The 24,729-nt window shown below is 71.7% G+C and carries 25 protein-coding genes; 8 read left to right on the top strand and 17 right to left on the bottom strand.

Annotation, left to right across the window (positions count from 1 at the left end):
- Window positions 1-6 precede the first annotated feature (6 nt).
- Genes nuoK through ACH4KB_RS10285 form a run of 11 tightly spaced genes read right to left on the bottom strand, consistent with a single transcriptional unit; the run spans window position 7 to window position 11,087 of the window.
- Window positions 7-306: an NADH-quinone oxidoreductase subunit NuoK gene (gene nuoK, locus ACH4KB_RS10335; RefSeq protein ID WP_018960446.1), complete on the bottom strand. Its 300-nt coding sequence runs from the start codon at window positions 304-306 to the stop codon at window positions 7-9.
- Window positions 303-1,169, bottom strand: coding sequence for an NADH-quinone oxidoreductase subunit J (locus ACH4KB_RS10330; RefSeq protein WP_398065489.1), 867 nt, complete (start codon window positions 1,167-1,169; stop codon window positions 303-305). The genes nuoK and ACH4KB_RS10330 overlap by 4 nt, the downstream gene beginning before the upstream one ends.
- The gene (gene nuoI, locus ACH4KB_RS10325; protein WP_398065488.1) at window positions 1,166-1,900 is read right to left on the bottom strand and encodes an NADH-quinone oxidoreductase subunit NuoI; all 735 of its coding nucleotides are present in this window, start codon (window positions 1,898-1,900) and stop codon (window positions 1,166-1,168) included. Before nuoI ends, ACH4KB_RS10330 begins: the two co-directional genes overlap by 4 nt.
- Window positions 1,893-3,296: an NADH-quinone oxidoreductase subunit NuoH gene (gene nuoH, locus ACH4KB_RS10320; protein WP_398065487.1), complete on the bottom strand. Its 1,404-nt coding sequence runs from the start codon at window positions 3,294-3,296 to the stop codon at window positions 1,893-1,895. The genes nuoI and nuoH overlap by 8 nt, the downstream gene beginning before the upstream one ends.
- On the bottom strand, window positions 3,293-5,803 hold the full coding sequence (locus ACH4KB_RS10315) for an NADH-quinone oxidoreductase subunit G (protein WP_398065486.1): 2,511 nt from the start codon (window positions 5,801-5,803) through the stop codon (window positions 3,293-3,295). The genes nuoH and ACH4KB_RS10315 overlap by 4 nt, the downstream gene beginning before the upstream one ends.
- Window positions 5,800-7,182 carry an NADH-quinone oxidoreductase subunit NuoF gene (gene nuoF / locus ACH4KB_RS10310; RefSeq protein ID WP_398065485.1) on the bottom strand — a complete coding sequence of 461 codons (1,383 nt, stop codon included), beginning with the start codon at window positions 7,180-7,182 and terminating at the stop codon, window positions 5,800-5,802. Before nuoF ends, ACH4KB_RS10315 begins: the two co-directional genes overlap by 4 nt.
- The gene (nuoE, locus tag ACH4KB_RS10305) at window positions 7,179-8,078 is read right to left on the bottom strand and encodes an NADH-quinone oxidoreductase subunit NuoE (RefSeq protein ID WP_398065484.1); all 900 of its coding nucleotides are present in this window, start codon (window positions 8,076-8,078) and stop codon (window positions 7,179-7,181) included. Before nuoE ends, nuoF begins: the two co-directional genes overlap by 4 nt.
- A 29-nt stretch (window positions 8,079-8,107) precedes the next feature.
- On the bottom strand, window positions 8,108-9,430 hold the full coding sequence (locus tag ACH4KB_RS10300; RefSeq protein WP_398065482.1) for an NADH-quinone oxidoreductase subunit D: 1,323 nt from the start codon (window positions 9,428-9,430) through the stop codon (window positions 8,108-8,110).
- Window positions 9,430-10,158, bottom strand: a complete 729-nt coding sequence (locus tag ACH4KB_RS10295; RefSeq protein WP_398065481.1) for an NADH-quinone oxidoreductase subunit C — start codon at window positions 10,156-10,158, stop codon at window positions 9,430-9,432. Before ACH4KB_RS10295 ends, ACH4KB_RS10300 begins: the two co-directional genes overlap by 1 nt.
- The gene (locus ACH4KB_RS10290) at window positions 10,155-10,709 is read right to left on the bottom strand and encodes an NADH-quinone oxidoreductase subunit B family protein (RefSeq protein WP_018490715.1); all 555 of its coding nucleotides are present in this window, start codon (window positions 10,707-10,709) and stop codon (window positions 10,155-10,157) included. Before ACH4KB_RS10290 ends, ACH4KB_RS10295 begins: the two co-directional genes overlap by 4 nt.
- An 18-nt stretch (window positions 10,710-10,727) precedes the next feature.
- Window positions 10,728-11,087: an NADH-quinone oxidoreductase subunit A gene (locus tag ACH4KB_RS10285; protein ID WP_003967084.1), complete on the bottom strand. Its 360-nt coding sequence runs from the start codon at window positions 11,085-11,087 to the stop codon at window positions 10,728-10,730.
- Between the two features lie 857 nt (window positions 11,088-11,944).
- Between ACH4KB_RS10285 and ACH4KB_RS10280 the strand changes: the two genes are divergently transcribed.
- Complete coding sequence (locus ACH4KB_RS10280) at window positions 11,945-12,802, top strand: C40 family peptidase (protein ID WP_398065480.1); 858 nt, start codon at window positions 11,945-11,947, stop codon at window positions 12,800-12,802.
- Between the two features lies 1 nt (window position 12,803).
- On the opposite strand, the gene ACH4KB_RS10275 is transcribed toward ACH4KB_RS10280, so the two are convergent.
- The 3 genes from ACH4KB_RS10275 to ACH4KB_RS10265 all read right to left on the bottom strand — a co-directional run bounded on the left by ACH4KB_RS10275 (window position 12,804) and on the right by ACH4KB_RS10265 (window position 15,650).
- Window positions 12,804-14,015 carry a Cmx/CmrA family chloramphenicol efflux MFS transporter gene (locus ACH4KB_RS10275; protein WP_398065479.1) on the bottom strand — a complete coding sequence of 404 codons (1,212 nt, stop codon included), beginning with the start codon at window positions 14,013-14,015 and terminating at the stop codon, window positions 12,804-12,806.
- Window positions 14,016-14,468: 453 nt separating this feature from the next.
- Entirely contained in the window at window positions 14,469-14,645 is a 177-nt protein-coding gene (locus ACH4KB_RS10270) for a hypothetical protein (protein ID WP_274344021.1), read from the bottom strand.
- A gap of 267 nt (window positions 14,646-14,912) precedes the next feature.
- Window positions 14,913-15,650, bottom strand: coding sequence for a metallophosphoesterase (locus ACH4KB_RS10265; protein ID WP_398065478.1), 738 nt, complete (start codon window positions 15,648-15,650; stop codon window positions 14,913-14,915).
- A 115-nt stretch (window positions 15,651-15,765) separates the two neighbouring features.
- On the opposite strand from ACH4KB_RS10265, the gene ACH4KB_RS10260 reads away from it, so the two are divergent.
- Together ACH4KB_RS10260 and ACH4KB_RS10255 are read left to right on the top strand one after the other, a co-directional pair.
- Entirely contained in the window at window positions 15,766-16,368 is a 603-nt protein-coding gene (locus ACH4KB_RS10260) for a CGNR zinc finger domain-containing protein (protein ID WP_398065635.1), read from the top strand.
- Window positions 16,369-16,571: 203 nt separating this feature from the next.
- The gene (locus ACH4KB_RS10255) at window positions 16,572-17,936 is read left to right on the top strand and encodes an MFS transporter (protein ID WP_398065477.1); all 1,365 of its coding nucleotides are present in this window, start codon (window positions 16,572-16,574) and stop codon (window positions 17,934-17,936) included.
- Here the strand turns inward: ACH4KB_RS10255 and ACH4KB_RS10250 are convergent.
- The gene (locus ACH4KB_RS10250; protein WP_361878563.1) at window positions 17,902-19,185 is read right to left on the bottom strand and encodes a geranylgeranyl reductase family protein; all 1,284 of its coding nucleotides are present in this window, start codon (window positions 19,183-19,185) and stop codon (window positions 17,902-17,904) included. The two genes, ACH4KB_RS10255 and ACH4KB_RS10250, sit on opposite strands and share 35 nt — an antisense overlap.
- Before the next feature lie 97 nt (window positions 19,186-19,282).
- Here ACH4KB_RS10250 and ACH4KB_RS10245 point away from each other — a divergent pair, with 97 nt between their 5' ends.
- Window positions 19,283-19,810, top strand: coding sequence for a GNAT family N-acetyltransferase (locus ACH4KB_RS10245; RefSeq protein ID WP_398065476.1), 528 nt, complete (start codon window positions 19,283-19,285; stop codon window positions 19,808-19,810).
- A 16-nt stretch (window positions 19,811-19,826) separates the two neighbouring features.
- Here the strand turns inward: ACH4KB_RS10245 and ACH4KB_RS10240 are convergent, their stop codons facing one another.
- Window positions 19,827-20,519, bottom strand: a complete 693-nt coding sequence (locus tag ACH4KB_RS10240) for a demethylmenaquinone methyltransferase (protein ID WP_361878569.1) — start codon at window positions 20,517-20,519, stop codon at window positions 19,827-19,829.
- Window positions 20,520-20,727: 208 nt separating this feature from the next.
- Between ACH4KB_RS10240 and ACH4KB_RS10235 the strand changes: the two genes are divergently transcribed.
- The 4 genes from ACH4KB_RS10235 to ACH4KB_RS10220 all read left to right on the top strand — a co-directional run bounded on the left by ACH4KB_RS10235 (window position 20,728) and on the right by ACH4KB_RS10220 (window position 24,002).
- On the top strand, window positions 20,728-21,237 hold the full coding sequence (locus ACH4KB_RS10235) for a SigE family RNA polymerase sigma factor (RefSeq protein ID WP_398065634.1): 510 nt from the start codon (window positions 20,728-20,730) through the stop codon (window positions 21,235-21,237).
- Between the two features lie 9 nt (window positions 21,238-21,246).
- A complete protein-coding gene (locus ACH4KB_RS10230) occupies window positions 21,247-22,164 on the top strand; it encodes a hypothetical protein (protein ID WP_398065475.1) in 918 nt (305 codons plus the stop codon).
- Window positions 22,161-23,144 (top strand): DUF3152 domain-containing protein, encoded by a 984-nt coding sequence (locus ACH4KB_RS10225; RefSeq protein WP_398065474.1) that lies wholly within the window; start codon window positions 22,161-22,163, stop codon window positions 23,142-23,144. The genes ACH4KB_RS10230 and ACH4KB_RS10225 overlap by 4 nt, the downstream gene beginning before the upstream one ends.
- Window positions 23,145-23,405: 261 nt before the next feature.
- Window positions 23,406-24,002 carry a dihydrofolate reductase family protein gene (locus ACH4KB_RS10220; RefSeq protein WP_398065473.1) on the top strand — a complete coding sequence of 199 codons (597 nt, stop codon included), beginning with the start codon at window positions 23,406-23,408 and terminating at the stop codon, window positions 24,000-24,002.
- 71 nt (window positions 24,003-24,073) lie between these two features.
- On the opposite strand, the gene ACH4KB_RS10215 is transcribed toward ACH4KB_RS10220, so the two are convergent.
- Window positions 24,074-24,724, bottom strand: coding sequence for an imidazolonepropionase-like domain-containing protein (locus ACH4KB_RS10215; protein ID WP_398065472.1), 651 nt, complete (start codon window positions 24,722-24,724; stop codon window positions 24,074-24,076).
- Window positions 24,725-24,729 lie beyond the last annotated feature (5 nt).

Here is a 24,729-nt window from a genome sequence, read left to right as displayed (position 1 = left end):
GACCCCTTACAGCTTCATCAGGCTGGCGTCGTCGACCGAGGCCGAGTGGCGGGAGCGGAACAACGACACGATGATCGCGAGTCCGACGACGACTTCCGCGGCGGCGACGACCATCGTGAAGAACGCGACGATCTGCCCGTCGAGGTTGCCGTGCATCCGGGAGAACGTGACGAGCGCCAGATTGCAGGCGTTGAGCATCAGCTCGACGCACATGAACAGCACGATCGTGTTCCGCCTGATCAGCACCCCGGAGGCGCCGATCGCGAACAGGAGGGCCGCGAGGTAGAGGTAGTTGACCGGGTTCACTTGGCGGCCTCCGCATTCTCCGCCGCGGACGGGGGATTGGCTCCGCGCGCCACGGCGTCCGCGTCCTCACGTCCGAGCCGCTCCCCGGAGCGCTGCTCCAGGGCCTTGAGATCGGCGAGGGACTGCTGCGAGACGTCACGGATCTGGCCGCGCTGGCGCAGCGTCTGCATGACCGTGAGCTCGGACGGCGTGCCGTCGGGGAGCAGACCGGGGATGTCCACCGCGTTGTGCCGGGCGTAGACGCCGGGTGCGGGGAGCGGCGGGAGGTGCTTGCCGCGCACGCGCTCCTCGGACATCTCCCGCTGGGTCTTGGCCCGTTCGGTGCGCTCGCGGTGCGTGAGCACCATCGCGCCGACGGTCGCGGTGATCAGCAGGGCGCCGGTGATCTCGAAGGCGAAGACGTACTTGGTGAAGATGAGGTTGGCGATTCCCTCGACGTTGCCGCCGTGCCGGGCGTTGGCCGCGCCGAGCCCGTTGAAGGTGGACAGCGAGGCGTTGCCGATGCCCGCGATCAGCAGCACGGCGAACCCGAGCGCGCACCCGAGGGCCAGCCAGCGCTGCCCCTTGAGCGTCTCCTTGAGGGAGTCGGCGGCGGTGACGCCGACGAGCATGACGACGAAGAGGAACAGCATCATGATCGCGCCGGTGTAGACGACGATCTGGACGATGCCGAGGAAATACGCCCCGTTGGCGAGGTAGAAGACCGCCAGGACGATCATGGTCCCGGCGAGCGACAGGGCGCTGTGCACGGACTTCTTCATCAGCACCGTGGAGAGCGCGCCGATCACGGCGACGGTGCCCAGGATCCAGAACTGGACGGCCTCGCCGGTCGAGGTGGTGGTGGCTGCGGCCAGCGCGTTCACGCCCCCACCCCCTTGCCCGGCCGGGTGGCGTCGGCGGCCCGCGTGGACTCGATGGGGTCCTCGTCGGGCTTGTCGCCCTCGCCCTTGGACACGGCCGTCTGACGGACCGTGCCGGGGGCGGCCTCGGTGACCACTCCCCGGTAGTAGTCCTGCTCGTCCATGCCGGGGAAGATCGCGTGCGGGCTGTCGACCATGCCCTCTTCCAGGCCCGCGAGCAGCTCGTCCTTGGTGTAGATGAGGCTCTCGCGGGTGGTGTTGGCCAGCTCGAACTCGTTCGTCATCGTCAGTGCCCGGGTGGGGCAGGCCTCGATGCAGAGTCCGCACAGGATGCAGCGCGCGTAGTTGATCTGGTAGACGCGGCCGTAGCGCTCTCCCGGGGAGTAGCGCTCCTCCTCGGTGTTGTCCGCGCCCTCCACGTAGATCGCGTCCGCCGGGCAGGCCCAGGCGCACAGCTCGCAGCCGACGCACTTCTCCAGGCCGTCCGGGTGGCGGTTGAGCTGGTGGCGGCCGTGGAAGCGGGGCGCCGTCACCTTCGGCGTCTCCGGATACTGCTCGGTGAGCCGCTTCTTGAACATGGCCTTGAAGGTCACGCCGAAGCCGGCCACGGGGTTCTGGAACTTCTCCCCCGACTCCCCTGCCTGACCTGCCTGACCTGCCTGGCCCGCCTGGCCCGCCTGGCCCGAGGATCCAGCGGATCCCGATGAGCCCGTGAGCTCTGGTTTCTCAGACACCGCCGGCCTCCTTTCCGTCACTCGCGCTTTCGTCACTCTGAGTATCCGCCCCACCACTGACAACGAGCTCCCGCTCCCGTCGTGGTGTGCGCCTGGGCACCGGCGGCAGGGTCTGTCCGGGCAGCGGGGGCACCGGGAACCCGCCCGCCATCGGGTCGAACGCGGGCTCCGGTCCGGCCGCTTCCTCCTCGGCCCGGTTCCTGCGGTCGCGGAACATGTCGACGACGAACGAGATCAGCAGGATCGCGATCACGGCCGCGCCGACGTACAGCACGATCCGGGAGAAGTCGTAGCCCTCGTTGCGCAGGGCGCGGACGGTGGCGACGAGCATCAGCCAGACGACCGAGACCGGGATGAGGACCTTCCAGCCCAGCTTCATCAACTGGTCGTAGCGGACGCGGGGAAGCGTGCCGCGCAGCCAGATGAAGAAGAAGATCAGCACCTGGAGCTTCAGGAAGAACCAGAGCATCGGCCACCAGCCGTGGTTCGCTCCCTCCCAGAAGGCGGAGATCGGGTACGGGGCCCTCCATCCGCCGAGGAACAGCGTCACCGCGATCATCGACACGGTCACCATGTGGATGTACTCGGCGAGCATGAACATCGCGAACTTGATGGAGCTGTACTCGGTGTTGAACCCGCCGACCAGGTCGCCCTCGGACTCCGGCATGTCGAACGGCGCCCGACTGGCCTCACCGACCATGGTCACCATGTAGATGATGAACGAGACCGGCAGCAGCATGATGTACCAGCGGTCCGCCTGCGCCTCCACGATCGTCGAGGTGGACATCGACCCGGAGTAGAGGAAGACCGAGGCGAAGGCCGCGCCCATGGCGATCTCGTACGAGATCATCTGGGCGGACGAACGGATTCCGCCGAGCAGGGGGTACGTCGAGCCCGAGGACCAGCCGCCGAGGACGAAGCCGTACACCCCGACCGCGCCGACGGCGAGGATGTAGAGCGCGGCGATCGGGAGGTCGGTGAGCTGCATCGTGGTGCGCTGCCCGAAGATCGAGACCTCGTTGCCCGCCGGGCCGAAGGGGATCACCGCGATCGCCATGAAGGCCGGGATCGCGGCGAGGATCGGCGCGAGGACGTAGACCGCCTTGTCCGCGCGCTTGACGATCACGTCTTCCTTCAGCATCAGCTTGATGCCGTCGGCGAGCGACTGGAGCAGCCCCCAGGGGCCGTGCCGGTTGGGGCCGACGCGCAGCTGCATCCAGGCGACGACCTTGCGCTCCCACACGATGGAGAACAGCACGATCAGCATCAGGAACGCGAAGCAGAAGACCGCCTTGATGACGACGAGCCACCAGGGGTCGGTGCCGAACATCGAGAGATCCTCGGCGGCGAGGACGACGCTCTCGGGCGTCGTCGTGAATGCGGCGAGGCCAGTCACGCTCGTACCTCCGATGGTTCGACGGGCGCACCCGGTGCGGCGGCGGGGCCGATCCGCACCAGGCCGCCGGGGTTCGCGCCGGTGTCGGCGGGGATGCCGCGCCCCACCGAGTTCAGCGGCACCCAGACCACCCGGTCCGGCATGTCGGTGACCACGAGGGGCAGTTCGACGGTGCCCGCGGGGCCGGTGACGGCGAGCAGGTCGCCGTCCTTGACGCCGGACTCGGCGGCGGTGACCGCCGAGAGCCGGGCGACGGCCGCGTGCCGGGTCCCGGCGAGCGCGGTGTCGCCCTCCTGGAGCCGGCCGAGGTCGAGCAGCATCCGGTGGCCCGCGAGGACCGCCTCGCCGTCGCCGGGCCGGGGCAGCGGCTGCGCGCTCTCGCGCGGGTCGTCCGCGTGGCCGCCCTCCCAGCCGCCGAGCCGGTCCAGCTCGCGGCGGGCGGCGGTCAGGTCCGGCAGGGCGAAGTGCACGTCCATGGCGTCGGCCAGCATGTGCAGCACCCGGGAGTCCGTCGGGGCGAGCGTCCGGGGCAGCTGCTCCGGCTTCAGCGCCGCCTGGAACATCCGGACCCGGCCCTCCCAGTTGAGGAAGGTGCCGGACTTCTCCGCGACGGCGGCGACCGGGAAGACCACGTCCGCCCGGGCGGTGACCGCGCTCGGCCGCAGTTCCAGGGAGACCAGGAAGCCGACCTCGTTCAGCGCCTGGAGGGCGCGGTTCGGGTCGGGCAGGTCCTCGACGCCGACGCCGGCGACGAGGAGCGCGCCCAGTTCGCCGGTGGCCGCTGCCTCGACGATCTGACCGGTGTCGCGTCCGTGGCGGGTGGGCAGTTCGGCCACGCGCCACAGCTCGGCGACCTCCTCGCGGGCCCGCGGGTCGGTGGCCGGGCGGCCGCCGGGCAGCAGGGTGGGGAGCGCGCCCGCCTCCACCGCGCCCCGGTCGCCCGCCCGGCGCGGGATCCACACCAGGCGTGCGCCGGTGGCGGCGGCGGTGCGAACGGCGGCGGACAGTGCGCCGGGCACTCCGGCAAGCCGTTCACCGACGATGATCAGGGAGTGCTCGGCGCGGAGCGCCTCGGCCGCGGCGGCGCCTTCGGCCTCCAGGCCGACGCCGCCCGCGAGCGCGTCCAGCCACTCGGTCTCGGTGCCGGGGGCGGCGGGCAGCAGCGTGCCGCCCGCCTTCACCAGGCCCCGGGTGGCGTGCGAGGCGAGCGCGAAGGTCTGCTGGCCGCTCTTGCGGTGGGCCTTGCGCAGCCGCAGGAAGACGCCGGGCGCCTCCTCCTCGGACTCGAACCCGGCGAGCAGGACCGCGGGGGCCTTCTCCAGCGCGGTGTACGTGACCCCCTCGCCGTCCAGGTCCCGGCCGCGCCCGGCGACCCGGGCGGCCAGGAAGTCGGCCTCCTCGGCGCTGTGGACCCGGGAGCGGAAGTCGACGTCGTTGGTGTCGAGGGCGACCCGGGCGAACTTGCTGTACGCGTAGGCGTCCTCGACGGTGAGCCGGCCGCCGGTCAGGACGCCGGTACGGCCGCGGGCGGCGAGGAGTCCGGCCGCGGCGGCTTCCAGGGCCTCGGGCCAGCTCGCCGGTTCCAGCTCGCCCTCGGCGTTGCGTACCAGCGGGGTGGTGAGCCGGTCGCGCTGCTGGGCGTAACGGAAGCCGAACCTCCCCTTGTCGCAGAGCCACTCCTCGTTGACCTCGGGGTCGTTGGCCGCGAGGCGGCGCATGACCTTGCCGCGCCGGTGGTCGGTCCGGGTCGAGCAGCCGCCCGCGCACTGCTCGCACACCGAGGGGGTGGAGACCAGGTCGAAGGGGCGGGAGCGGAAGCGGTACGCCGCCGAGGTCAGCGCGCCGACCGGGCAGATCTGGATGGTGTTGCCGGAGAAGTACGACTCGAAGGGGTCGCCTTCGCCGGTGCCGACCTGCTGGAGGGCGCCGCGCTCGATCAGTTCGATCATCGGGTCGCCCGCCACCTGGTTGGAGAACCGGGTGCAGCGGGCGCAGAGCACGCACCGCTCCCGGTCCAGCAGCACCTGGGTGGAGATCGGGACGGGCTTCTCGAACGTCCGCTTCTTGCCGTCGAACCGGGAGTCGGCGCCGCCGTGCGACATCGCCTGGTTCTGGAGCGGGCACTCGCCGCCCTTGTCGCAGACGGGGCAGTCCAGCGGATGGTTGATCAGCAGCAGCTCCATCACGCCCTTCTGCGCCTTCTCGGCGACAGGAGAGGTGATCTGCGACTTGACGACCATGCCGTCGGTGCAGGTGATGGTGCAGGAGGCCATCGGCTTGCGCTGGCCCTCGACCTCGACGATGCACTGGCGACAGGCGCCGGCGGGGTCGAGGAGCGGGTGGTCGCAGAAGCGCGGGATCTCGATGCCGAGGAGCTCGGCGGCGCGGATGACCAGGGTCCCCTTGGGGACGCTGATCTCGATGCCGTCGATGGTCAGCGTGACCAGGTCCTCGGGCGGGATCGCCGCCTCGCCGCCCCCGGAGGGCGCACTCGTGGTGACTGTCATGCGTTCACCCCCCGGTGAGCGTTCGTGCCGTCGGTGTTCTTGTCGTCGGCCCAGGCCGTGGACCGGGCGGGGTCGAAGGGGCAGCCCTTGCCGGTGATGTGCTGCTCGTACTCCTCGCGGAAGTACTTGAGCGAGGAGAAGATCGGCGAGGCGGCGCCGTCGCCGAGCGCGCAGAACGACTTGCCGTTGATGTTGTCGGCGATGTCGTTGAGCTTGTCGAGGTCGGCCATCTCGCCCTTGCCGGCCTCGATGTCGCGGAGCAACTGGACGAGCCAGTAGGTCCCTTCGCGGCAGGGTGTGCACTTGCCGCAGGACTCGTGGGCGTAGAACTCGGTCCAGCGGGTGACGGCCCGCACGACGCAGGTCGTCTCGTCGAAGCACTGGAGCGCCTTGGTGCCGAGCATGGACCCGGCGGCGCCGACGCCCTCGTAGTCGAGGGGGACGTCGAGGTGCTCCTCGGTGAACATCGGGGTGGAGGAACCGCCCGGGGTCCAGAACTTCAGGCGGTGACCGGCCCGGATGCCGCCGCTCATGTCGAGGAGCTGGCGCAGCGTGATGCCGAGCGGGGCCTCGTACTGGCCGGGGCTGGTGACGTGACCGCTGAGCGAGTAGAGCGTGAAGCCCGGGGACTTCTCGCTGCCCATCGACTTGAACCAGTCCTTGCCCTTGTTCAGGATCGCGGGAACCGAGGCGATGGACTCGACGTTGTTCACCACAGTGGGGCAGGCGTACAGACCGGCGACCGCAGGGAAGGGGGGCCGCAGCCGGGGCTGGCCACGCCGTCCTTCGAGAGAGTCGAGCAGCGCGGTTTCCTCACCACAGATGTACGCACCGGCGCCCGCGTGCACCGTGAGTTCCAGATCGAGTCCTGAACCCAGGATGTTCGTCCCCAGATAACCCGCCTCGTACGCCTCTCGTACGGCCTCGTGCAGTCGTCGCAGCACGGGGACGACCTCACCGCGCAGATAGATGAACGCGTGCGACGAACGGATCGCGTAACAGGCGATCACGATGCCCTCGATGAGGCTGTGTGGGTTCGCGAAGAGGAGCGGGATGTCCTTGCAGGTCCCCGGCTCCGACTCGTCGGCGTTGACAACTAGATAGTGCGGTTTGCCGTCCCCCTGCGGGATGAACTGCCACTTCATCCCGGTGGGGAAGCCGGCGCCGCCGCGTCCGCGCAGACCGGAGTCCTTGACGTACGCGATGAGGTCGTCGGGCGCCATGGCGAGTGCCTTGCGCAGCCCTTCGTAGCCCTCGTGGCGGCGGTAGGTGTCCAGGGTCCAGGAGTCGGGCTGGTCCCAGAAGGCGGAGAGGACGGGTGCGAGCAGCTTCTCGGGGCTCGTCCCGTTGTGGTCGATCTCGGCGGCCAAGGTCATCACTCCCCCTCCTCGGCTGCGGGCCCGGCCGGGTGCTCCGGGTCGGAGGCCGAGGTCTGCTGCGGTGCGTCGTGCGAGCTGAGGTGCTCGGACGGCGAAGGGTCGTGCGGCTGCGCGTCCTGGGGCTGCGCGTCCTGGGGCTGCGCGTCCTGGGGCTGCGCGTCCTGGGGCTGCGCGTCCTGCGGTCGCGCGTCGTGGGGCTGTCCGGCGCGCGGGGCGACCACGCGCGCCTGCGGGAGCGCTTCGCCCTTGGCGAGCTTCAGCCCGACGAGGGAGGCGGGGCCCGCGCCGCCGGTCGCCTCGACGGCGCCGGGCCGCTCGTCGGGGAAGCCGGCCAGGATGCGGGCCGTCTCCTTGTACGAGCAGATCGGCGCGCCACGGGTGGGCTCGACGGTCCGGCCGGCGATCAGGTCGTCGACGAGTTGCGTGGCGCTCTGGGGCGTCTGGTTGTCGAAGAACTCCCAGTTGACCATCACGACGGGCGCGAAGTCGCAGGCGGCGTTGCACTCGATGTGTTCGAGGGTGACCTTGCCGTCGTCGGTGGTCTCGTTGTTACCGACGCCGAGGTGCTCCTTGAGCGTGTCGAAGATGGCGTCGCCGCCCATGACCGCGCACAGGGTGTTGGTGCAGACGCCGACCTGGTAGTCGCCGCTGGGCCGGCGCCGGTACATGGAGTAGAAGGTCGCGACGGCGGTGACCTCGGCGGTGGTGAGGTCGAGCGTCTCGGCGCAGAAGGCCATGCCCGTACGGGAGACGTACCCCTCCTCGGACTGCACGAGGTGCAGCAGCGGCAGGAGGGCGGAGCGGCTGCCGGGGTAGCGGGCGAGCACCTCCTTCGCGTCCGCGTCGAGCCGGGCGCGCACCTCGGCCGGGTAGGGGGTGGCGGGGAGCTGCGGCATCCCCAGACTGACGTCTTGGCGTGATGTGGTCACCGGTCGACGCCTCCCATCACGGGGTCGATGGACGCGACGGCGACGATGACGTCGGCGACCTGGCCGCCTTCGCACATCGCCGCCATGGCCTGGAGGTTGGTGAAGGACGGGTCGCGGAAGTGGACCCGGTAGGGGCGGGTGCCGCCGTCGGAGACGACGTGGACGCCGAGTTCGCCCTTGGGGGACTCGACGGCGGTGTACACCTGACCGGCCGGGACCCGGAAGCCCTCGGTCACCAGCTTGAAGTGGTGGATCAGGGCTTCCATGGAGGTGCCCATGATGTTCCGGATGTGGTCGAGCGAGTTGCCGAGTCCGTCCGGGCCGAGGGCGAGCTGGGCGGGCCAGGCGATCTTCTTGTCGGCGACCATGACCGGCCCGGGCTCCAGGCGGTCGATGCACTGCTCGATGATGCGCAGCGACTGGCGCATCTCCTCCAGGCGGATCAGGAAGCGTCCGTAGGAGTCGCAGGTGTCGGCGGTCGGGACATCGAAGTCGTAGGTCTCGTAGCCGCAGTACGGGTCGCTCTTGCGCAGGTCGTGCGGGAGTCCGGCGGAGCGCAGCACCGGGCCGGTGGCGCCGAGCGCCATGCAGCCGGTGAGGTCGAGGTAGCCGACGTCCTTCATCCGGGCCTTGAAGATGGGGTTGCCGGTGGCGAGCTTGTCGTACTCCGGCAGGTTCTTCTTCATGGTCTTGATGAACTCGCGCAGCCGGTCGACCGCGCCCGGGGGCAGGTCCTGGGCGAGGCCGCCGGGCCGGACGAACGCGTGGTTCATCCGCAGGCCGGTGAAGAGCTCGAAGAGGTCGAGAACCAGTTCACGATCGCGGAAGCCGTAGATCATGATCGTGGTCGCGCCGAGCTCCATGCCGCCGGTGGCGATGCACACCAGGTGCGAGGCGAGCCGGTTGAGCTCCATCAGCAGGACGCGCAGGACCGTGGCGCGGTCGGGGATCTGGTCCTCGATGCCGAGGAGCTTCTCGACGCCCAGGCAGTACGCCGTCTCGTTGAAGAACGGCGTCAGGTAGTCCATCCGCGTGACGAAGGTGGTGCCCTGCGTCCAGTTGCGGAATTCGAGGTTCTTCTCGATGCCGGTGTGGAGGTAGCCGATGCCGCAGCGGGCCTCGGTGACGGTCTCGCCGTCGATCTCCAGGATGAGGCGCAGCACGCCGTGCGTGGACGGGTGCTGGGGGCCCATGTTGACGATGATGCGCTCGTCGTCGGACTTCACCGCGGATTCGACGACCTCGTCCCAGTCGCCGCCGGTGACTGTATATACAGTCCCCTCGGTCGTGGCACGGGGTGTCGCATGGGGAGTGGTCATCAGGAGTACGACCTCCGCTGGTCCGGAGCCGGGATCTGGGCGCCCTTGTACTCGACGGCGATGCCGCCGAGCGGGTAGTCCTTGCGCTGCGGGAAGCCCTGCCAGTCGTCCGGCATCATGATCCGGGTCAGGGCCGGGTGCCCGTCGAAGACGAGGCCGAAGAAGTCGTAGGCCTCGCGCTCGTGCCAGTCGTTGGTCGGGTAGATCTCGACGAGCGACGGGATGTGCGGGTCGCTGTCCGGGGCGGAGACCTCCAGCCGGATCAGCCGGCCGTGGGTGAGGGACCGCAGGTGGTAGACGGCGTGCAGTTCGCGGCCCTTGTCGCCCAGGAAGTGGACGCCGCTCACGCCCGTACAGAGTTCGAAGCGCAGGGCGGGGTCGTCGCGCAGGGTGCGGGCGACCTGGACCAGGTGCTCGCGGGCGATGTGGAAGGTCAGCTCGTCGCGGTCGACGACCGTCTTCTCGATGGCGTTGGAGGGGAGCAGGTCCTGTTCCTCCAGGGCCCCTTCCAGCTCGTCGGCCACCTCGTCGAACCAGCCGCCGTACGGCCGGGAGGCTGCTCCCGGCAGGGTGATGGTGCGGACGAGGCCGCCGTAGCCGGAGGTGTCGCCGCCGTTGTTCGCGCCGAACATGCCCTTGCGGACGCGGATGACATCGCCGCCGGTGTCGCGCGGGGCGGGTACGGCGGTGCCGTTCTGCTCGCCGTTCGCGTCGGAGTTCTCGGTCACCGCAGCAGCCCCTTCATCTCGATCAGGGGCAGTGCCTTGAGGGCCGCTTCCTCCGCCTCGCGGGCGGCCTCCTCCGCGTTGACCCCGAGTTTGCCGTCCTGGATCTTCTGGTGGAGCTTGAGGATGGCGTCCAGCAGCATCTCGGGGCGAGGCGGACAACCCGGCAAGTAGATATCGACCGGGACAATATGATCAACACCCTGCACAATGGCGTAATTGTTGAACATTCCACCCGATGACGCACAGACCCCCATGGAAATGACCCACTTGGGATTCGGCATCTGGTCGTAGACCTGTCGCAGGACGGGCGCCATCTTCTGGCTCACCCGCCCAGCGACGATCATCAGGTCCGCCTGTCGCGGCGACCCGCGGAAGACCTCCATCCCGAACCGGGCCAGGTCGTAGCGGCCCGCGCCGGTCGTCATCATCTCGATGGCGCAGCAGGCCAGTCCGAACGTGGCCGGGAAGACGGACGACTTCCGCACCCAGCCCGCGGCCTGCTCGACCGTGGTCAGAACGAAGCCGCTCGGCAGTTTCTCTTCGAGTCCCATGGTGTGCCCCTCAGCCCCTCAGTCCCATTCCAGGCCGCCCCGACGCCATACATACGCATAGGCGACGAAGACGGTGAGCACGAAGAGCAGCATCTCCACGAGCCCGAAGATCCCGAGGGCGTCGAAGGAGACCGCCCAGGGATAGAGGAAGACGATCTCGATGTCGAAGACGATGAAAAGCATCGCCGTCAGGTAGTACTTGATCGGGAAGCGGCCGCCTCCGGCGGGAGTCGGGGTGGGTTCGATACCGCACTCGTACGCTTCGAGCTTTGCCCGGTTGTACCGCTTGGGGCCGATAAGCGTGGCCATGACCACGGAGAAGATCGCAAACCCTGCCCCGAGGGCGCCGAGCACGAGGATGGGCGCGTAGGCATTCACGCTCCTCGCTCCTTCCAGTCGTCCTTGACCTGTGGACCGCATCGGGCGACCGGCTCGCCACCTCACCAAGATCGTGCACATGTGAGGCAGTTCACAAGCCCGACTGCCCCGCATCCTATGCCCGGCCCCCTGTGATCTGCGACACGGGGTACGACAACGGCTTTGTGATCTCCACCACCTGACGAAGGATCATGAAGTCCTATGAGCGGTGATCTTCGTACGCGAAGCGGCCGAGTGATCACGAGACGTGACATTCGACGGCGTTACCGCTGGTCAAAGGCGTGCCGCGCTATCAATCGACCGCCCGTACAAGCAAATTGGCGATGGAACGTCCTGGGGTGATAAGGGCGTCGCCCGAGGTCGGCGACCGCCCGCACGAGGGGCGGTGGGGACCGATGCGGACATGTGCACGCATTCACGAACTTCCGGAGCGCCCACCCGGAGGCCGCCCCCGCACCGGCCCGGCGCGCGAGTGGAGTCGCCGCCTCCGCGGGCGCGGGTCGATCGGGAGGCGATCGCGGGGGCGCGCGGGTGACCGTGGACCGCCGCGGGGCGCCGACGCGGATCGCGGCCGCGAGGGTTGCCCGTTCCGGCGGACCCACACTGTGACCTGCGCCACTCGGCCCCACGCCCCGGAAAGCCGGGCTTGGCCATCGGTGTGAACGGGTGGTAAGCGACGGGCAATTCGGACGTATTACCGAAAGGCAATGATCACGGCCCTGTTGGACGCCGCCCGATTTGCCCGTTACGGCGTCAATAAGGGCGCTCAGAAAGCGGATTCACAGGTTCCGAACGTAACTGTGTCGCAACACACGTTTCTTGATGGGACCCCTACAGCCCTGATAGCGCTAGTACCCATGTCCCACACCGCTCACATACCCAGCCACCGGAAGCCCCGTCAGCGCGCCTCGAAGTCGGCACTGCGAGCCGGAGTTGCCGGTGGCGTCCTCAGCACCATCGCGGTCGCGGGTGCCGCCGGTCCGGCCCAGGCCGAGCCGGTGACCCAGACGATCGAGATGCCCACGATCACGTCCGGCTTCTCCACCGCTGTGGCCGCCTCCGCCCAGGCCACGCAGCAGGTCGCCCTCGACCTGGAGACGCAGGCCAACGAGGACGCCGCGGCCGAGAAGGCCGCCAAGACGGCCAAGAAGGCGCACGCCGAGGCCGTCCGCAAGGCCGAGGCCAAGAAGAAGGCCGAAGCCGCCGCGAAGGCGAAGGCCGAGGCAGAGGCAGAGGAGCGCGCCGAGCGCGCCTCCCGGACCGCCGAGCGCACGACGCTCAGCGCCTCCTCCGGCTCGTCGGCCTCCTCGGACTCGGGCAGCTCCGCCTCCGCGCCCTCTTCCTCCTCCTCGAACGTGAGCGGATCCGCCGCCTCCATCGTGGCGTTCGCCAAGGCGCAGGTGGGCGACGCGTACGTGCCCGGGGGCACCGGCCCCAACTCCTGGGACTGCTCCGGCCTGGTCCAGGCCGCGTACCGCACGGCGGGCATCGACCTGCCGCGCGTCTCGCAGGCCCAGTCGACGTTCGGCACCCAGGTCTCCCTGGGCAACCTCCAGCCCGGCGACATCCTCTACTGGGGTAGCGCGGGCAGCGCGTACCACGTCGCGATCTACATCGGCGGCGGCGAGTTCGTCGGTGCGCAGAACTCCAACACCGGTACGGTGCAGCGCTCCATGGACTACGACCGGCCGACCGGCGCGGTCCGCGTTCTCTGATTCACAAGCGCCCGTCGGCGCTCAGGTCGACAGCCTCTGAGGGCCGCCGCTCCCCCGCTCGGGGGCGGCGGCCCTTCGCCGTCGTCGCGGCGACGAGCAGGGCCAGGACCATCAGCAGGGCGCTCACCCAGACCGGGGCCCGGTAGCCGAACCCCGCGTCCATGGCCAGGCCGCCCGCCCACGGGCCCACCGCCGCCCCCAGGTTGAACGCGGTCGTCGAGAAGGCGCCGGCCAGCGTCGGGGCCCCGGAGGCGAGGCCCAGGACCCGGGTGATCAGGGCGGTGCCCGTACCGAAGGCGAGCATGCCGAGGAGCGGGATCAGCGCCAGGGCGAGCACCGGGCGGCCCGCCGTCAGGGCGAGGGCCGCCCAGCCGAGGGCGAGGGCGGTCATGCCGGTGGCGACGACGGCGACCGGGCGGGCGTCGGCGAGCCGGCCCGCCACCGTGACCCCGGCGAACGAACCCGCCCCGAACAGCGCCAGGGACACCGGCACCCACCCCGCGCCCAGCCCCGTCTCCCGGGTGAGGAGCGGCTCCAGGTAGGAGAAGGCGCAGAAGGTCGCCCCCTGCACCAGGGCCATCGTGAGCAGGACCGGCCGCGGCCCGGGGCCGGTCAGCGCGCGCAGTTCGTCCCGCACGGGTACGGGAGCGGAGCCCGTGTCCGTACCCCGGCCGCCCGGGATGGAGCGCAGGACCGCGAGGAAGGCGGGCAGCGAGACGATCGCGACCGCCCAGAAGGCCGACCGCCACCCCCACCGCTCCCCCAGCACCGCGCCGGCCGGTACGCCCACGACGCAGGCGATCGTCACGCCGCCGACCACCACGGCGGTGGCCCGGCCCTTCAGTTGGTCCGGGACCATCGCGATGGCCGTGGTCAGCGCGACCGCCCAGAAGCCCGCGTTGGCGAGGGCCCCGACGAAGCGGGTCGCCAGGAGCACCTCGTAGTTCGGGGTGAGAGCGCCGACGACGTGGACGGCGACGAACACCGCGAGGAAGAGGAGCAGGGCGCGGCGGCGGGGCCAGGCGCGGCCCGCGAGCGCCATCAGGGGTGCGCCGACGACCATCCCGACGGCGAAGGCGGAGGTGAGGAGGCCGGCGGCGGAGAGGGAGACGTCGAGGTCGGCGGCGATGCCGGAGACGAGCCCGGACAGCATGAACTCGGAGGTGCCCTGGGCGAAGACCGCGAGCCCCAGGACGTATACGGCGAATGGCATGGGTGGTAGCCCCTTGGACGGAACCGTCGGGTGGACAGACAGACCGGAGTGCGGGGATACGGGCCGCGTGGACGTCCGCCGGTGGTCCGGCGGAACGGTGCCGCCGGTGGTCCGGCGGAACGGTGCGGAGAAGTGCCCGGCGGTGATCGGCCGGTGGCACGGAGAAGTGCCCGGCGGTGACGATCGGCCGGTGGCACGTACCCCGCGTACGGCGGTGCTTCAGCGCGTACGCGAGGGGGAACGGCCCGTACCCGCGGTGAGCAGGGGGCGTGGAACCGTGATGAAGGGGGCCGGTGACCCGTGGGTCAGCCGGCGACGCTCAGCACGGACACGGCCACCGGCGCACCGGTGGCCGGAGTCTGTCGGACTCGGGGCTGGCCATGGCAGAGAGGCTACCGGGCGGGCGGCGGGGCCTCCAGCGGTTTTCGGGGCCGGAGGGGGCCGCCGTCCGGATCAGCGGCGGCGCGGGCGGCGGGTCGTCCGCTCCGGCTCCTTGGCCGAGGTGGTGGGCGCGGGCAGCGCGTCGTACGCGGCGTCGAAGTCCTCGTCCTCGTCCGTCGCGGTCGGGTCCACGGCGAAGCGGGGCTCCAGGAAGAGCCCGTGGTGCTGGGGCAGGGAGGCGGTGGTCATGGCTGTCTGTCCTTGGGGTCGAGCAGCGCTGTATCGGCTTGTTCCGTACCCCGCTGGCCTGCGTTCGATGTGAGCGTGCGTCAAGAAGAGTGGCAGGCACCGCGTGCCGCCACTGCGGGCGGGGGCGGGCGGGCGCCGTCCGGTCCGGCACTGCCGACGACCGGGGGCGCGCAAATCATCGCACACGATCACCCGGGGGGATGAGGATTAACGCCGGGGGCGAGCGGAGCGCCGGGTTCGGGGTGCTCAGGGGACGAGTCGGGGTGCTCAGGGGACGACGCGGAAGTGCGTGGTCAGCCGCCGGTCCTCACCCAGGACGTGGAACGCCAGGCCCGGCGGCTGGTCCCGGTCCGCCGGGCGGTCCCCCTCCCAGGGCAGGCGCAGGGTCCAGGTGACGGCGGGGCCGACGATCAGGGGGCGGCCACCGAACACCGAGGCTGCTGCCGTGTGGGCGTGTCCGGTGAGGACGGCGACGACCCGTGGGTGGGCGCCGAGCAGGGCGGCGAGCCGCTCGGGCTCCTGGAGCATGAAGGCGTCCGGCAGCGGGTGGTGGAGTTCGACGGGCGGCTGGTGGAAGGCGATCAGCGCGGGAACGCCGTCGGGCAGCCCGGCGAGCGTGGCGTCGATCCAGGCCAGCGTCTCCGGGGCGAGGCGCCCCTCGTCGCGGCCGGGGATCGTGGAGTCGCACATCAGGATGGCGCACCCGGCGATGCGGTGGACCCGGTTGACGGGCGCGGTGCCGGGGGCCTCCCCGAGGAACGCCTTGCGGTAGGCGGGGCGGTCGTCGTGGTTGCCCGGGCAGGCGAGCACGGGGAACGGCGCGTCCAGAAGGCGTACCGCCTCCTCGTACTCGGCCTCGGCCGCGTGATCGGAGATGTCCCCCGTGACCAGCAGCGCGTCGACCGGGCGTGGCAGGGCCCGCAGATGGTCCATGACGCGGGCGGCCCGCCGGGTCGCGCGCTCGCCGCCGTCCAGGTGCAGATCGCTGATCTGAGCGAGCAACATGAGCAGCACCCCCCCGCCTAATGGATATTTCCTATGTTCCGTTAGGGCTCTAGAGTGGGTGGCTCGGACGTTCAAGAGGCGGCGGAGGGAACAGGCTGTGCCACAACGGCCCGTGATGGAGCTGGTGAGCACCATCCGTCACGACGGGGACGGCGGGGTGCTCGACGACCTGGACACGGTCCGGGGAGCGCAGCGGTGGCTCCAGCAGCAGCCCGGCCTGCCGGCCGTCGCGACCGCCACCGGGGGCCTGGTCGTCGACGAGGAGCTCCGGGCCGCGGTCGTCGGTGTACGGCGGGCCGTCCGGGCGCTGTTCGCGCGGGTGGTCAGCCCTGCCCCGCCCAGCCCGGCCGACGCCCACCGCCTGATGCCCGCCGACGAGGCCCTGGCCCGGCTCAACGCGGCCGCGGCCCGGGAGCCCGTCGCCCCCCAGCTGCGCTGGCCGGACGGAGGGGCCCCGGCGGTCCGCCTGTTGTCGGCCGAGGCCGACCCCCGCGTACGGCTGGTCGCGGCGCTGGCCCGCGATGCCGTCGACTTCCTGGGCGGCCCGGAGTGCGAGCGGCTACGGGCCTGCCACGCGCCGCGCTGCGTGCGCTACTTCATCAAGAGCCACGGCCGGCAGGAGTGGTGCAAACCCTCCTGCGGCAACCGGGCCCGGGTGGCCCGGCACTACGAACGCACGCGCGGGCCGGGAGCGGGTGGGGAGGCACCCGTCACCTGACGGCGGGCGGGCGGGGAGACACCCGTCACCTGACGGCAGGCGGGCGGGGAGACACCCGTCACCTGACGGCGGGCGGGCGCCGAGCACCGTCATTGGCCCAGGCACACAGCTCTCAAGTGGCCCAGGGCCAAGGCCAATCACCCGCCTAGATTCGGACCCGGCGCAGGTGGCTGCCCATGCCACGCGTCCGGGAGGGTGCGGCCATGCCCGCACGACGGATTCCCGTCGCCGGTCCGGCGCGCGGTCTGGCCCTGGCCCAGCTGGTCAACTCACTCGGCGACGGGGCCTATTACGTCTGTTCCGCGCTGTACTTCTCCCAGGTGGTCGGCCTCTCGGCGGCGGAGATCGGGCTCGGGCTGACGGTCGCGTGGGGGGTGGGAGCGGTCGCGGGGGTGCCGCTCGGTCACCTCGCCGACCGCCTCGGCCCGCGCGGGACGTCCGTCGGGCTGGCCCTCGCCACGGCGGTCTGCGTGGCCGCCTTCCTCGTGGTGCGGTCGTTCCCGTCGTTCGTCCTCGCGGCCTGCGCCTACGCGACCGCTCAGTGCGGGCTCGCCGCCGCCCGGCAGTCGCTGCTGGCCGGGCTCGTGGACCGGGACGGGCGGACCGCCGTACTCGCCCGTCTCCAGTCGGCCCTCAACGCGGGCCTCGCGCTGGGGGCGGCCCTCGGCGGGGTCGCCCTGCACATCGGCACGACCGGGGCCTATGTGACCGCCCTGGCCCTGGACGCCGCCGCCTTCGCGGGATGCGCGCTGCTCCTGGCGCGGCTGCCGGAACCCGTGCGTGCCGGCGGGGCCGTACCGGCGCGCGGGGCGGAGGCCACGGTCCTGCGGGACCGGCCGTACGCGCTGGTCGCCCTGCTCAACATGGTCATGCTGCTCCGGATGCCGCTGATCAGCCTGGCCATCCCGCTCTGGATCGCCGAACGCACCACCGCGCCCGGCTGGACCGTCTCGGCGCTCCTGGTGCTCAACACCGGGGCCGTGATGCTCTTCCAGGTCCGTACGGCGTCCGTCGTACGGGATCTGCCGAGCGCCGTCCGCACCGTGCGGAGCGGCGGCGTCCTGATGCTGGCCTCCTGCGCGGCGTTCGCCTGCACCGCGCTCGACACGCCGCTGTGGGCGCTGTCCGCGCTCCTGCTGCTCGCCGCCGGGCTCCAGGTGTGGGGCGAGATGCGGCAGTCGGCGGGGGCCTGGCAGATCAGCTTCGAGCTGGCCCCGGCGGAGCGGCAGGGGCAGTACCAGGGCCTCTTCGGAGCGGGGGTGCCCGTGGCGAGGATGCTCGGCCCTCTGGTGCTGACCGCGCTGATCCTCTCCTGGGGCGTCCCCGGCTGGCTGCTGCTCGGGACGCTGTTCCTCGCGGCGGGCCTGGGCATGGGCCCGGCGGTGCGCTGGGCGGAGCGGAGCCGCCCTGCCGCAGCGGCACCCGCACCGGGGCCCGCAGCGGCACCCGCACCGGGACCCGCACCGGATCCCGTCCCCGGGTCCACAGCGGGGCCCGCACCCGGGTCCGTACCGGGGCCCGTCCCCACCGGCCTCAGGCCTTCGGCGCCACCTTCGACAGGCCGTTGATGATGCGGTCCATCGCGTCGCCGCCCTGCGGGTCGGTCAGGTTGGCCAGCATCTTGAGGGTGAACTTCATCAGCAGCGGGTGGGTCAGGCCGCGCTGGGTGGCGATCTTCATGATCTTCGGGTTGCCGATCAGCTTCACGAAGGCGCGGCCCATCGTGTAGTAGCCGCCGTAGGTCTCCTTGAGCACCTTCGGGTAGTTGTTCAGGGCCAGTTCGCGCTGGGCGGGGGTGGCGCGGGCGTGGGCCTGGACGATGACGTCGGCCGCGATCTGGCCCGACTCCATGGCGTACGCGATGCCTTCGCCGTTGAACGGGTTGACCATGCCGCCCGCGTCGCCGACGAGGAGGAGGCCCTTGGTGTAGTGCGGCTGGCGGTTGAAGGCCATGGGGAGGGCCGCGCCGCGGATCGGCATCGTCATGTTGTCCGGGGTGTAGCCCCAGTCCTCCGGCATCGAGGCGCACCAGGCCTTGAGGACCTCGCGCCAGTCCAGCTCCTTGAAGGCGGAGGAGGAGTTGAGGATGCCTAGGCCCACGTTGGAGGTGCCGTCGCCCATGCCGAAGATCCAGCCGTAGCCGGGCAGCAGCCGGTCCTCGGAGCCGCGCTTGTCCCACAGCTCCAGCCAGGACTCCAGGTAGTCGTCGTCGTGGCGGGGCGAGGTGAAGTAGGTCCGCACGGCGACGCCCATGGGGCGGTCCTCGCGGCGGTGCAGGCCCATCGCCAGGGAGAGCCGGGTGGAGTTGCCGTCGGCGGCGACGACGAGCGGGGCGTGGAAGGTGACCGGGGTCTTCTCCTCGCCGATCCTCGCCTCGACGCCGGTGATGCGGCCGGTGCGCTCGTCCCTGATGGGCGCGCCCACGTTGCAGCGCTCGTACAGCCGGGCGCCGGCCTTCTGCGCCTGCCGGGCCAGCTGCTCGTCGAAGTCGTCGCGCTTGCGGACCAGGCCGTAGTCCGGGTAGGAGGCGAGGTCGGGCCAGTCCAGCTGGAGCCGTACGCCGCCGCCGATGATGCGCAGGCCCTTGTTGCGCAGCCAGCCCGCCTCCTCGGAGATGTCGATCCCCATGGAGACGAGCTGTTTCGTGGCGCGGGGCGTGAGCCCGTCGCCGCAGACCTTCTCGCGGGGGAAGGCGGTCTTCTCCAGGAGCAGGACGTCGAGTCCGGCCTTGGCGAGGTAGTAGGCGGTCGTGGAGCCGGCTGGGCCCGCTCCGACGACGATCACGTCCGCGCTGTGCTCGGAGAGGGGCTCGGTCACGGTCGGATCTCCCGAAGACTCGAATTCGCGTGCCGCGCGGCACATGTCCCGTGCAGTCTATGGGGGCCTGCGAACCAACCCTCCGAAGGGCTCCCTCATGTCGACAGCACCTGTCACACCGCCTGCTCCGGCCCCCGTCGTCCATCTCCGTGTTCCGACCGATGAGGACGCCCTGGCCTGGCATCGGGTCTTCGACGACGCGCAGGTGATGGAGTTCTTCGGCGGGCGGAGCGCGGAGCCGTCCGCGTACGAGGAGCTCACCGCCCGCCAGCGGCGGCACGACGCGGAGCTGGGCTACTGCCTGTGGACCGTCACGGACGAGGAGGACACCGTCCTCGGCTTCACCGGGGCACAGCCGTGGCCGCACACGCATTACGGGCCGGTCGGCGCGACCGAGATCGGCTGGCGGCTGGGGCGCCCGGCGTGGGGGCGGGGGTACGCCACCGCCGCCGCCCGCACGACGCTGGAGCGGGTACGGGCGGCGGGCGTGGGCGAGGTCGTCGCGATGGTCCACTCGCGCAACGCCCGGTCGATGGCGGTCGCGATACGGCTCGGGATGCGGCGGGCCGAGTCGTACGCCACCCCGCGCGGGCAGGAGGCCGTCTGCTTCCGGCTGGAGTTGTGAGGCCCCCGGGCTGACCTCAGGCGCGGGTGGCCCGGTGCAGGGCCACCACGCCGCCGGTCAGGTTGCGCCAGGCGACCTTCGACCAGCCCGCCTTCTGGAGCAGTGCGGCGAGGGCGGGCTGGTCGGGCCAGTCGCGGATGGACTCGGCGAGGTAGACGTACGCGTCCGGGTTGGAGGACACCGCGCGGGCGGCCGGCGGGATCGCCCGCATCAGGTACTCCGTGTAGACCGTGCGGAACGGGGTCCAGACCGGCTGGGAGAACTCGCAGATCACGACCCGGCCGCCGGGCTTCGTCACCCGGTACAGCTCGCGCAGCGCGACCTCGGTGTCCTGGATGTTGCGCAGCCCGAAGGAGATCGTGACGGTGTCGAACGTCTCGTCCTTGAACGGCAGCTTCATCCCGTCGCCCGCGGTGAACGGCATCCAGGGGTGGCGCTCCTTGCCGACCTTGAGCATGCCGAGCGAGAAGTCGCACGGTACGACGTAGGCGCCCGCCTTCACGAAGGGCTGCGAGGAGGTCGCCGTACCGGCCGCCAGGTCGAGGATCTTCTGCGCGGGGCGGGCGTCGACCGCCCGGGCGACCGCCTTGCGCCACAGCCGGGCCTGGCCGAGCGAGATCACGTCGTTGGTCAGGTCGTAGTTGGCCGCCACACCGTCGAACATCGAGGCGACTTCGTGCGGCTGCTTTTCCAGGGAGGCTCGGGTCACCCTGCCATTCAAGCAGCCCGGCGTCACCGGTCAGTGGGGGCGGTCTCCCGGGTGCCACACTTCCCTCGAACTGATCTTCACCTCTCTTCAACCTTTTCGGCACACCGGTGCTCTGTAAGGGGTGGGAGTCCGCCCAGGGGCGGAGTCCGGGGGAGCACGGAAGCGCGAGGAGAGGGGAGGGCGGATGCCGGCAGCGGCCGAGCCCGCCATGGCCGCCGGCGAGGGCGCCGCGTTCGAGGCGTACGCCCGGACCGGGCAGCGCCGGCTGTACCGGACGGCCTACCTGCTGTGCGGAGACGTCGAGGGCGCGCAGGACCTGACGCAGACGACGCTCGCCAAGCTGTTCCAGCACTGGCGGAAGGCGAGCAGGGCGGACAACCTCGACGCCTACGCCAAGACGGTGCTCGTCCGCACCTTCGTGGCCGAACGCCGCCGCTCCGTAGCCGATCTGCTCGCCCACAAACGCAACGCGCCCCGCCCGCAGCCCAACCCCGCGCCGGGCGCCGACCTCCGGGTCACGCTGCTCGCCCTGCTCGCCGAACTCCCGCCCCGGGCACGGGCGATGGTCGTCCTGCGCTACTGGGACGACCTGAGCGTGGAGACCGTGGCCTCGCTGCTGCGGTGCAGCGAGTCCACGGTGAAGAGCCAGTGCTCGCGTTCGCTCGTCCGACTGCGCGCCCGGATGGGCGACGCCCAGCTCTACTCCTCCGGAAGCTGAGGGCCGGTCATGATCCCCGAACCGCACGAGCACCTGCCGCCCCGCACCCGCGACGAAGAGCTGTTCCGGGACGCCCTGCACCGGACCGTCGGCCCGCTGTCCCTCCAGCCCGATCTCGTCCCCGACGCCGTCCGGGAGGGCCACCGGCGGCGGGCCAGGAGCCGGGCGTTCGCGGTCGCGGGCACCTTCGTCGCGGTCACCGCCGTGACCCTGGGCCTCGCCGTGCTCGGCCCCTGGCTGCTGGCGGGGCCCGAAGCGGAGCCCGCCGCGCCCGCCGGCCCGTCCGTCTCCCTGCCCGCACCCACCCAGTTCCCCCAACGTACGGAGCCACGCCCCGAGATGCCGAGCCCCACGTCCACCCCCGTGCCGACGGAGTCCGCGGCCGTTCCCGCGACACCCCCCTACTCGACGCCCTCCCCGTCGGTCCCGCCCGGCCTCGGCCCCGAGGAGGCCCGGCGGCTGGCGGACTTCCGGCAGTGGGCGGCCGGGGCGCTGGACGCCCTGCTGCCCGCGTCGATCGGGACGGTCCTGCCGGCCGGCGACGGCACGGAGAGCTACCAGGGGCGGCGCGGCTCCCTCGTGCACGCCGTCCGGCTGTCGGTGCGTCCGGAGCCGGGTGGCCCGGCGCCCGCCTGTCGCGACATCCCGGAGAAGGAGCTGACCTGCGAGGGCCTCGCCCTGGACGACGGCACGCCCGCCCGGGTGTACCGGCAGCCCGCCGACGGCCGGACGGGTACGGAGGTCTCCCTCCAGTACCGTTCCGGCCGCAGCACGGTGGCCCTCTCCGTCGCGCCCGCGCCCTCCGGGGCGGGCGGCGCTCCCGTCACCGCCGGGGACCTGGTCCGGGTCGTCCAGAGCCCACGGTTCCGGGAGCTGATCGCGTACGCCGACGAGAACCCGGTACCGCGGAGCGGGGCCGCCTCGTGACGCGCCGCCGCCCCACGGGCACCCTGCCGCGCGCGTACGGGGAACCGGACCGCGACGAGGACACGTTCCGGCTGCGCGTGCCGCCGCCGCGGGCCCCGGGCCGCGCACCGGACCGCTCGCGGTCGGCGGCCCGCTCCCGGGTGCGCCGCAGACGCCGCGACCGGCGCCGGGCGGCCTCGCTCGCCGTGCTGGCCCTCGTGGTCGTGGCGGGCGCGGCCCTGCTGGTCGGCCGCCCCTGGCAGGACGGGGGCGGCCCGGCGGACACGGCGGCGCCGGGCTCGTCCCGTACGGCCCCGGCGGGCGGGCAGGACAACGCGTCGGAACCGCTGGAGGACCCGCCTCCGTCCACTCCCCCGCCGTCCCCGACGCCATCGGCCTCGGCCTCCGACGAGAAGGACGATGACGTCCGGGCCGAGGACATCCCCGCCTCGGGCCCCGGCACGTTCACCGTGGCCCGTGCGGGGGTCGACCCGAAGGGCAGCGGCAGCGCCTACCGGGTCGAGGTGGAGAACGGCAGCGGCGTCGACCCCGACCGGGCCGCCGAGGAGATAGCCGCCGTCCTCGCCCACCCGCGCGGGTGGAGCCACGGCGGCGAACAGTCGTTCCGTCAGGTCGCTGACGGCCCGGCCGGGCTGGTGATCAAGATCGCCACCCCGGCGACCACGGACCGGATCTGCGGCAAGTACGGCCTGAGGACGCGCGGCGAGGTCAACTGCCGGGTCGGTGAGACGGTGGTGGCCAACCTGAAGCGCTGGCAGCTCGGTTCACCGCAGTTCGACGGGCCCGTAGCGGAGTACCGGGCGCTGATCGTCAACCACGAGGTCGGCCACTGGCTGGGACGCGGCCACGAGACCTGCCCGGGGAAGGGCCGCCCCGCTCCCGCGATGATGCAGCAGATCGACGGGTTGAAGGGCTGCGTCGCCAACGCCTGGCCGTACGACACGAAGGGGCGCTACCTGAGCGGCCCGAAGGAGCCGTGACCTTGCCGTGACCTTGCCGTGGAGAGCGTACGAAGCCGGAGCCGGCAGGGGGGCCATCCGCCTGTGGTCCGCCATGCCCCCTTGACCTGCGAGAACGGTTCACGGCCTCGGGGGCGCCAAACCGGAGCGAAAGAGTCACATGATCGGCCGGACGCGTCCCAGCCGGTCTGGTGTCATGATCACTCAGCGGCCTCGCGTCCTGGCACGCCGACCGGCGGCCGGGTCCGTACCGCGACAGCGGGCTGAACGAAGGGAACCGGCATGCGCAGACTCGTCCACTACATCGCCACCACTCTCGATGGCTTCATCGCGGGCCCGGACGGCGCGGACCCCACCGGGCCGAACGGCTTCTGGCCCATACCGGAGGACTACATCGAGCACCTCGTGGCCGAGTACCCGGAGACGCTGCCCGTCCATGTCCGGCAGGCACTGTCCGTCACAGCGGCGGGCACGCACTTCGACACGGTGATCGAGGGGCGGCGCAGCTACGAGATCGGTCTCGCGGCCGGAATCACCGACGCCTACCCCCACCTGCGTCACCTGGTGTTCTCCCGGACCCTGGCCGAGAGCCCGGAGCCGGCCGTCGAGCTGGTCTCCGAGGACCCGGTGGCGACCGTACGGGAGCTCAAGCGGCAGGACGGCAAGGACATCTGGCTGATCGGCGGCGCCGAGCTGGCGGGCTCCCTGTACGCCGAGATCGACGCGCTGATCCTCAAGGTCGGCCCGCTGACCATCGGCGACGGGATCCCGCTGTTCTCCCGCAAGGCCGCTTTCGATCCGCGCACCTGGTCGCTCGCCGACCACACCGTCCTCAAGAGCGGCGCGGTGTTCCTCACCTACACGCGCGTCAACAGCTGATCGCGGTCGTGCAGGTGGTCTCGGGGCTACGCGCGGCACGCTCCCCCGGTCGGCCGACCTCTGGCAGGCCCTCAGCGGGCCCGGTGCACGAGCCGCCCCGCGAGGACCGTCGCCACGCAGGCGCGCGCCCCGCCCGCGCGCAGAGCCGCCTCGTCGGGTACGTCGAAGGCCGCGAGGTCCGCCCGGCCGCCCACGGTCAGCGGGGCGCCCGCCGTGCGGGCCAGGTCGCCGCCCGCCGCGAAGGGGTCCAGGTCCGGCGGCCCCGGGGGTGCGGGCGAGGGCGGGACCCGGACGAGTCCGGAGCGGGTCACGGCCGTGCGCAGCGCGGGGTCGTCCGCGTCGAGGAGGCCCGCCAGGTGCGTCGTGCCGTGGCGCAGCATCCGCTGGAGCCCGCGACGGATCGACCCGGCCCGCCTGGCCGTGTCCATCGTCGCCGCCAGCCGCTCGAACTCCTCGCCGAACAGGGGGAGTTCGCCCAGCTCTTCGGCCTCGCGGGGGTCCGGGTGGTAGCAACGGGTGAGCAGCTCCCGGGCTCGGTCCTGGCGCAGTCCGGGCGTGAGGAGGCCGGGCCAGCGGCGGACCCGGGCCGCCGGGTGCGCGGCGACGACCTCCTCGTAGGGGCCGAGGGCCGCGATCCGCTCGCCGTCCACCGCGACGGCGCCGTGCACGACGGCCGCCGCGCCCACCGGGAGGACCAGGGGCGCGGCGTGGATCGTCAGCACGGGAA

Origin of the sequence: Streptomyces sp. NPDC017520 (genome assembly GCF_044329855.1) — a bacterium.
Lineage (GTDB): Bacteria > Actinomycetota > Actinomycetes > Streptomycetales > Streptomycetaceae > Streptomyces.
This window is presented reverse-complemented; position numbering and strand designations above follow the sequence as displayed.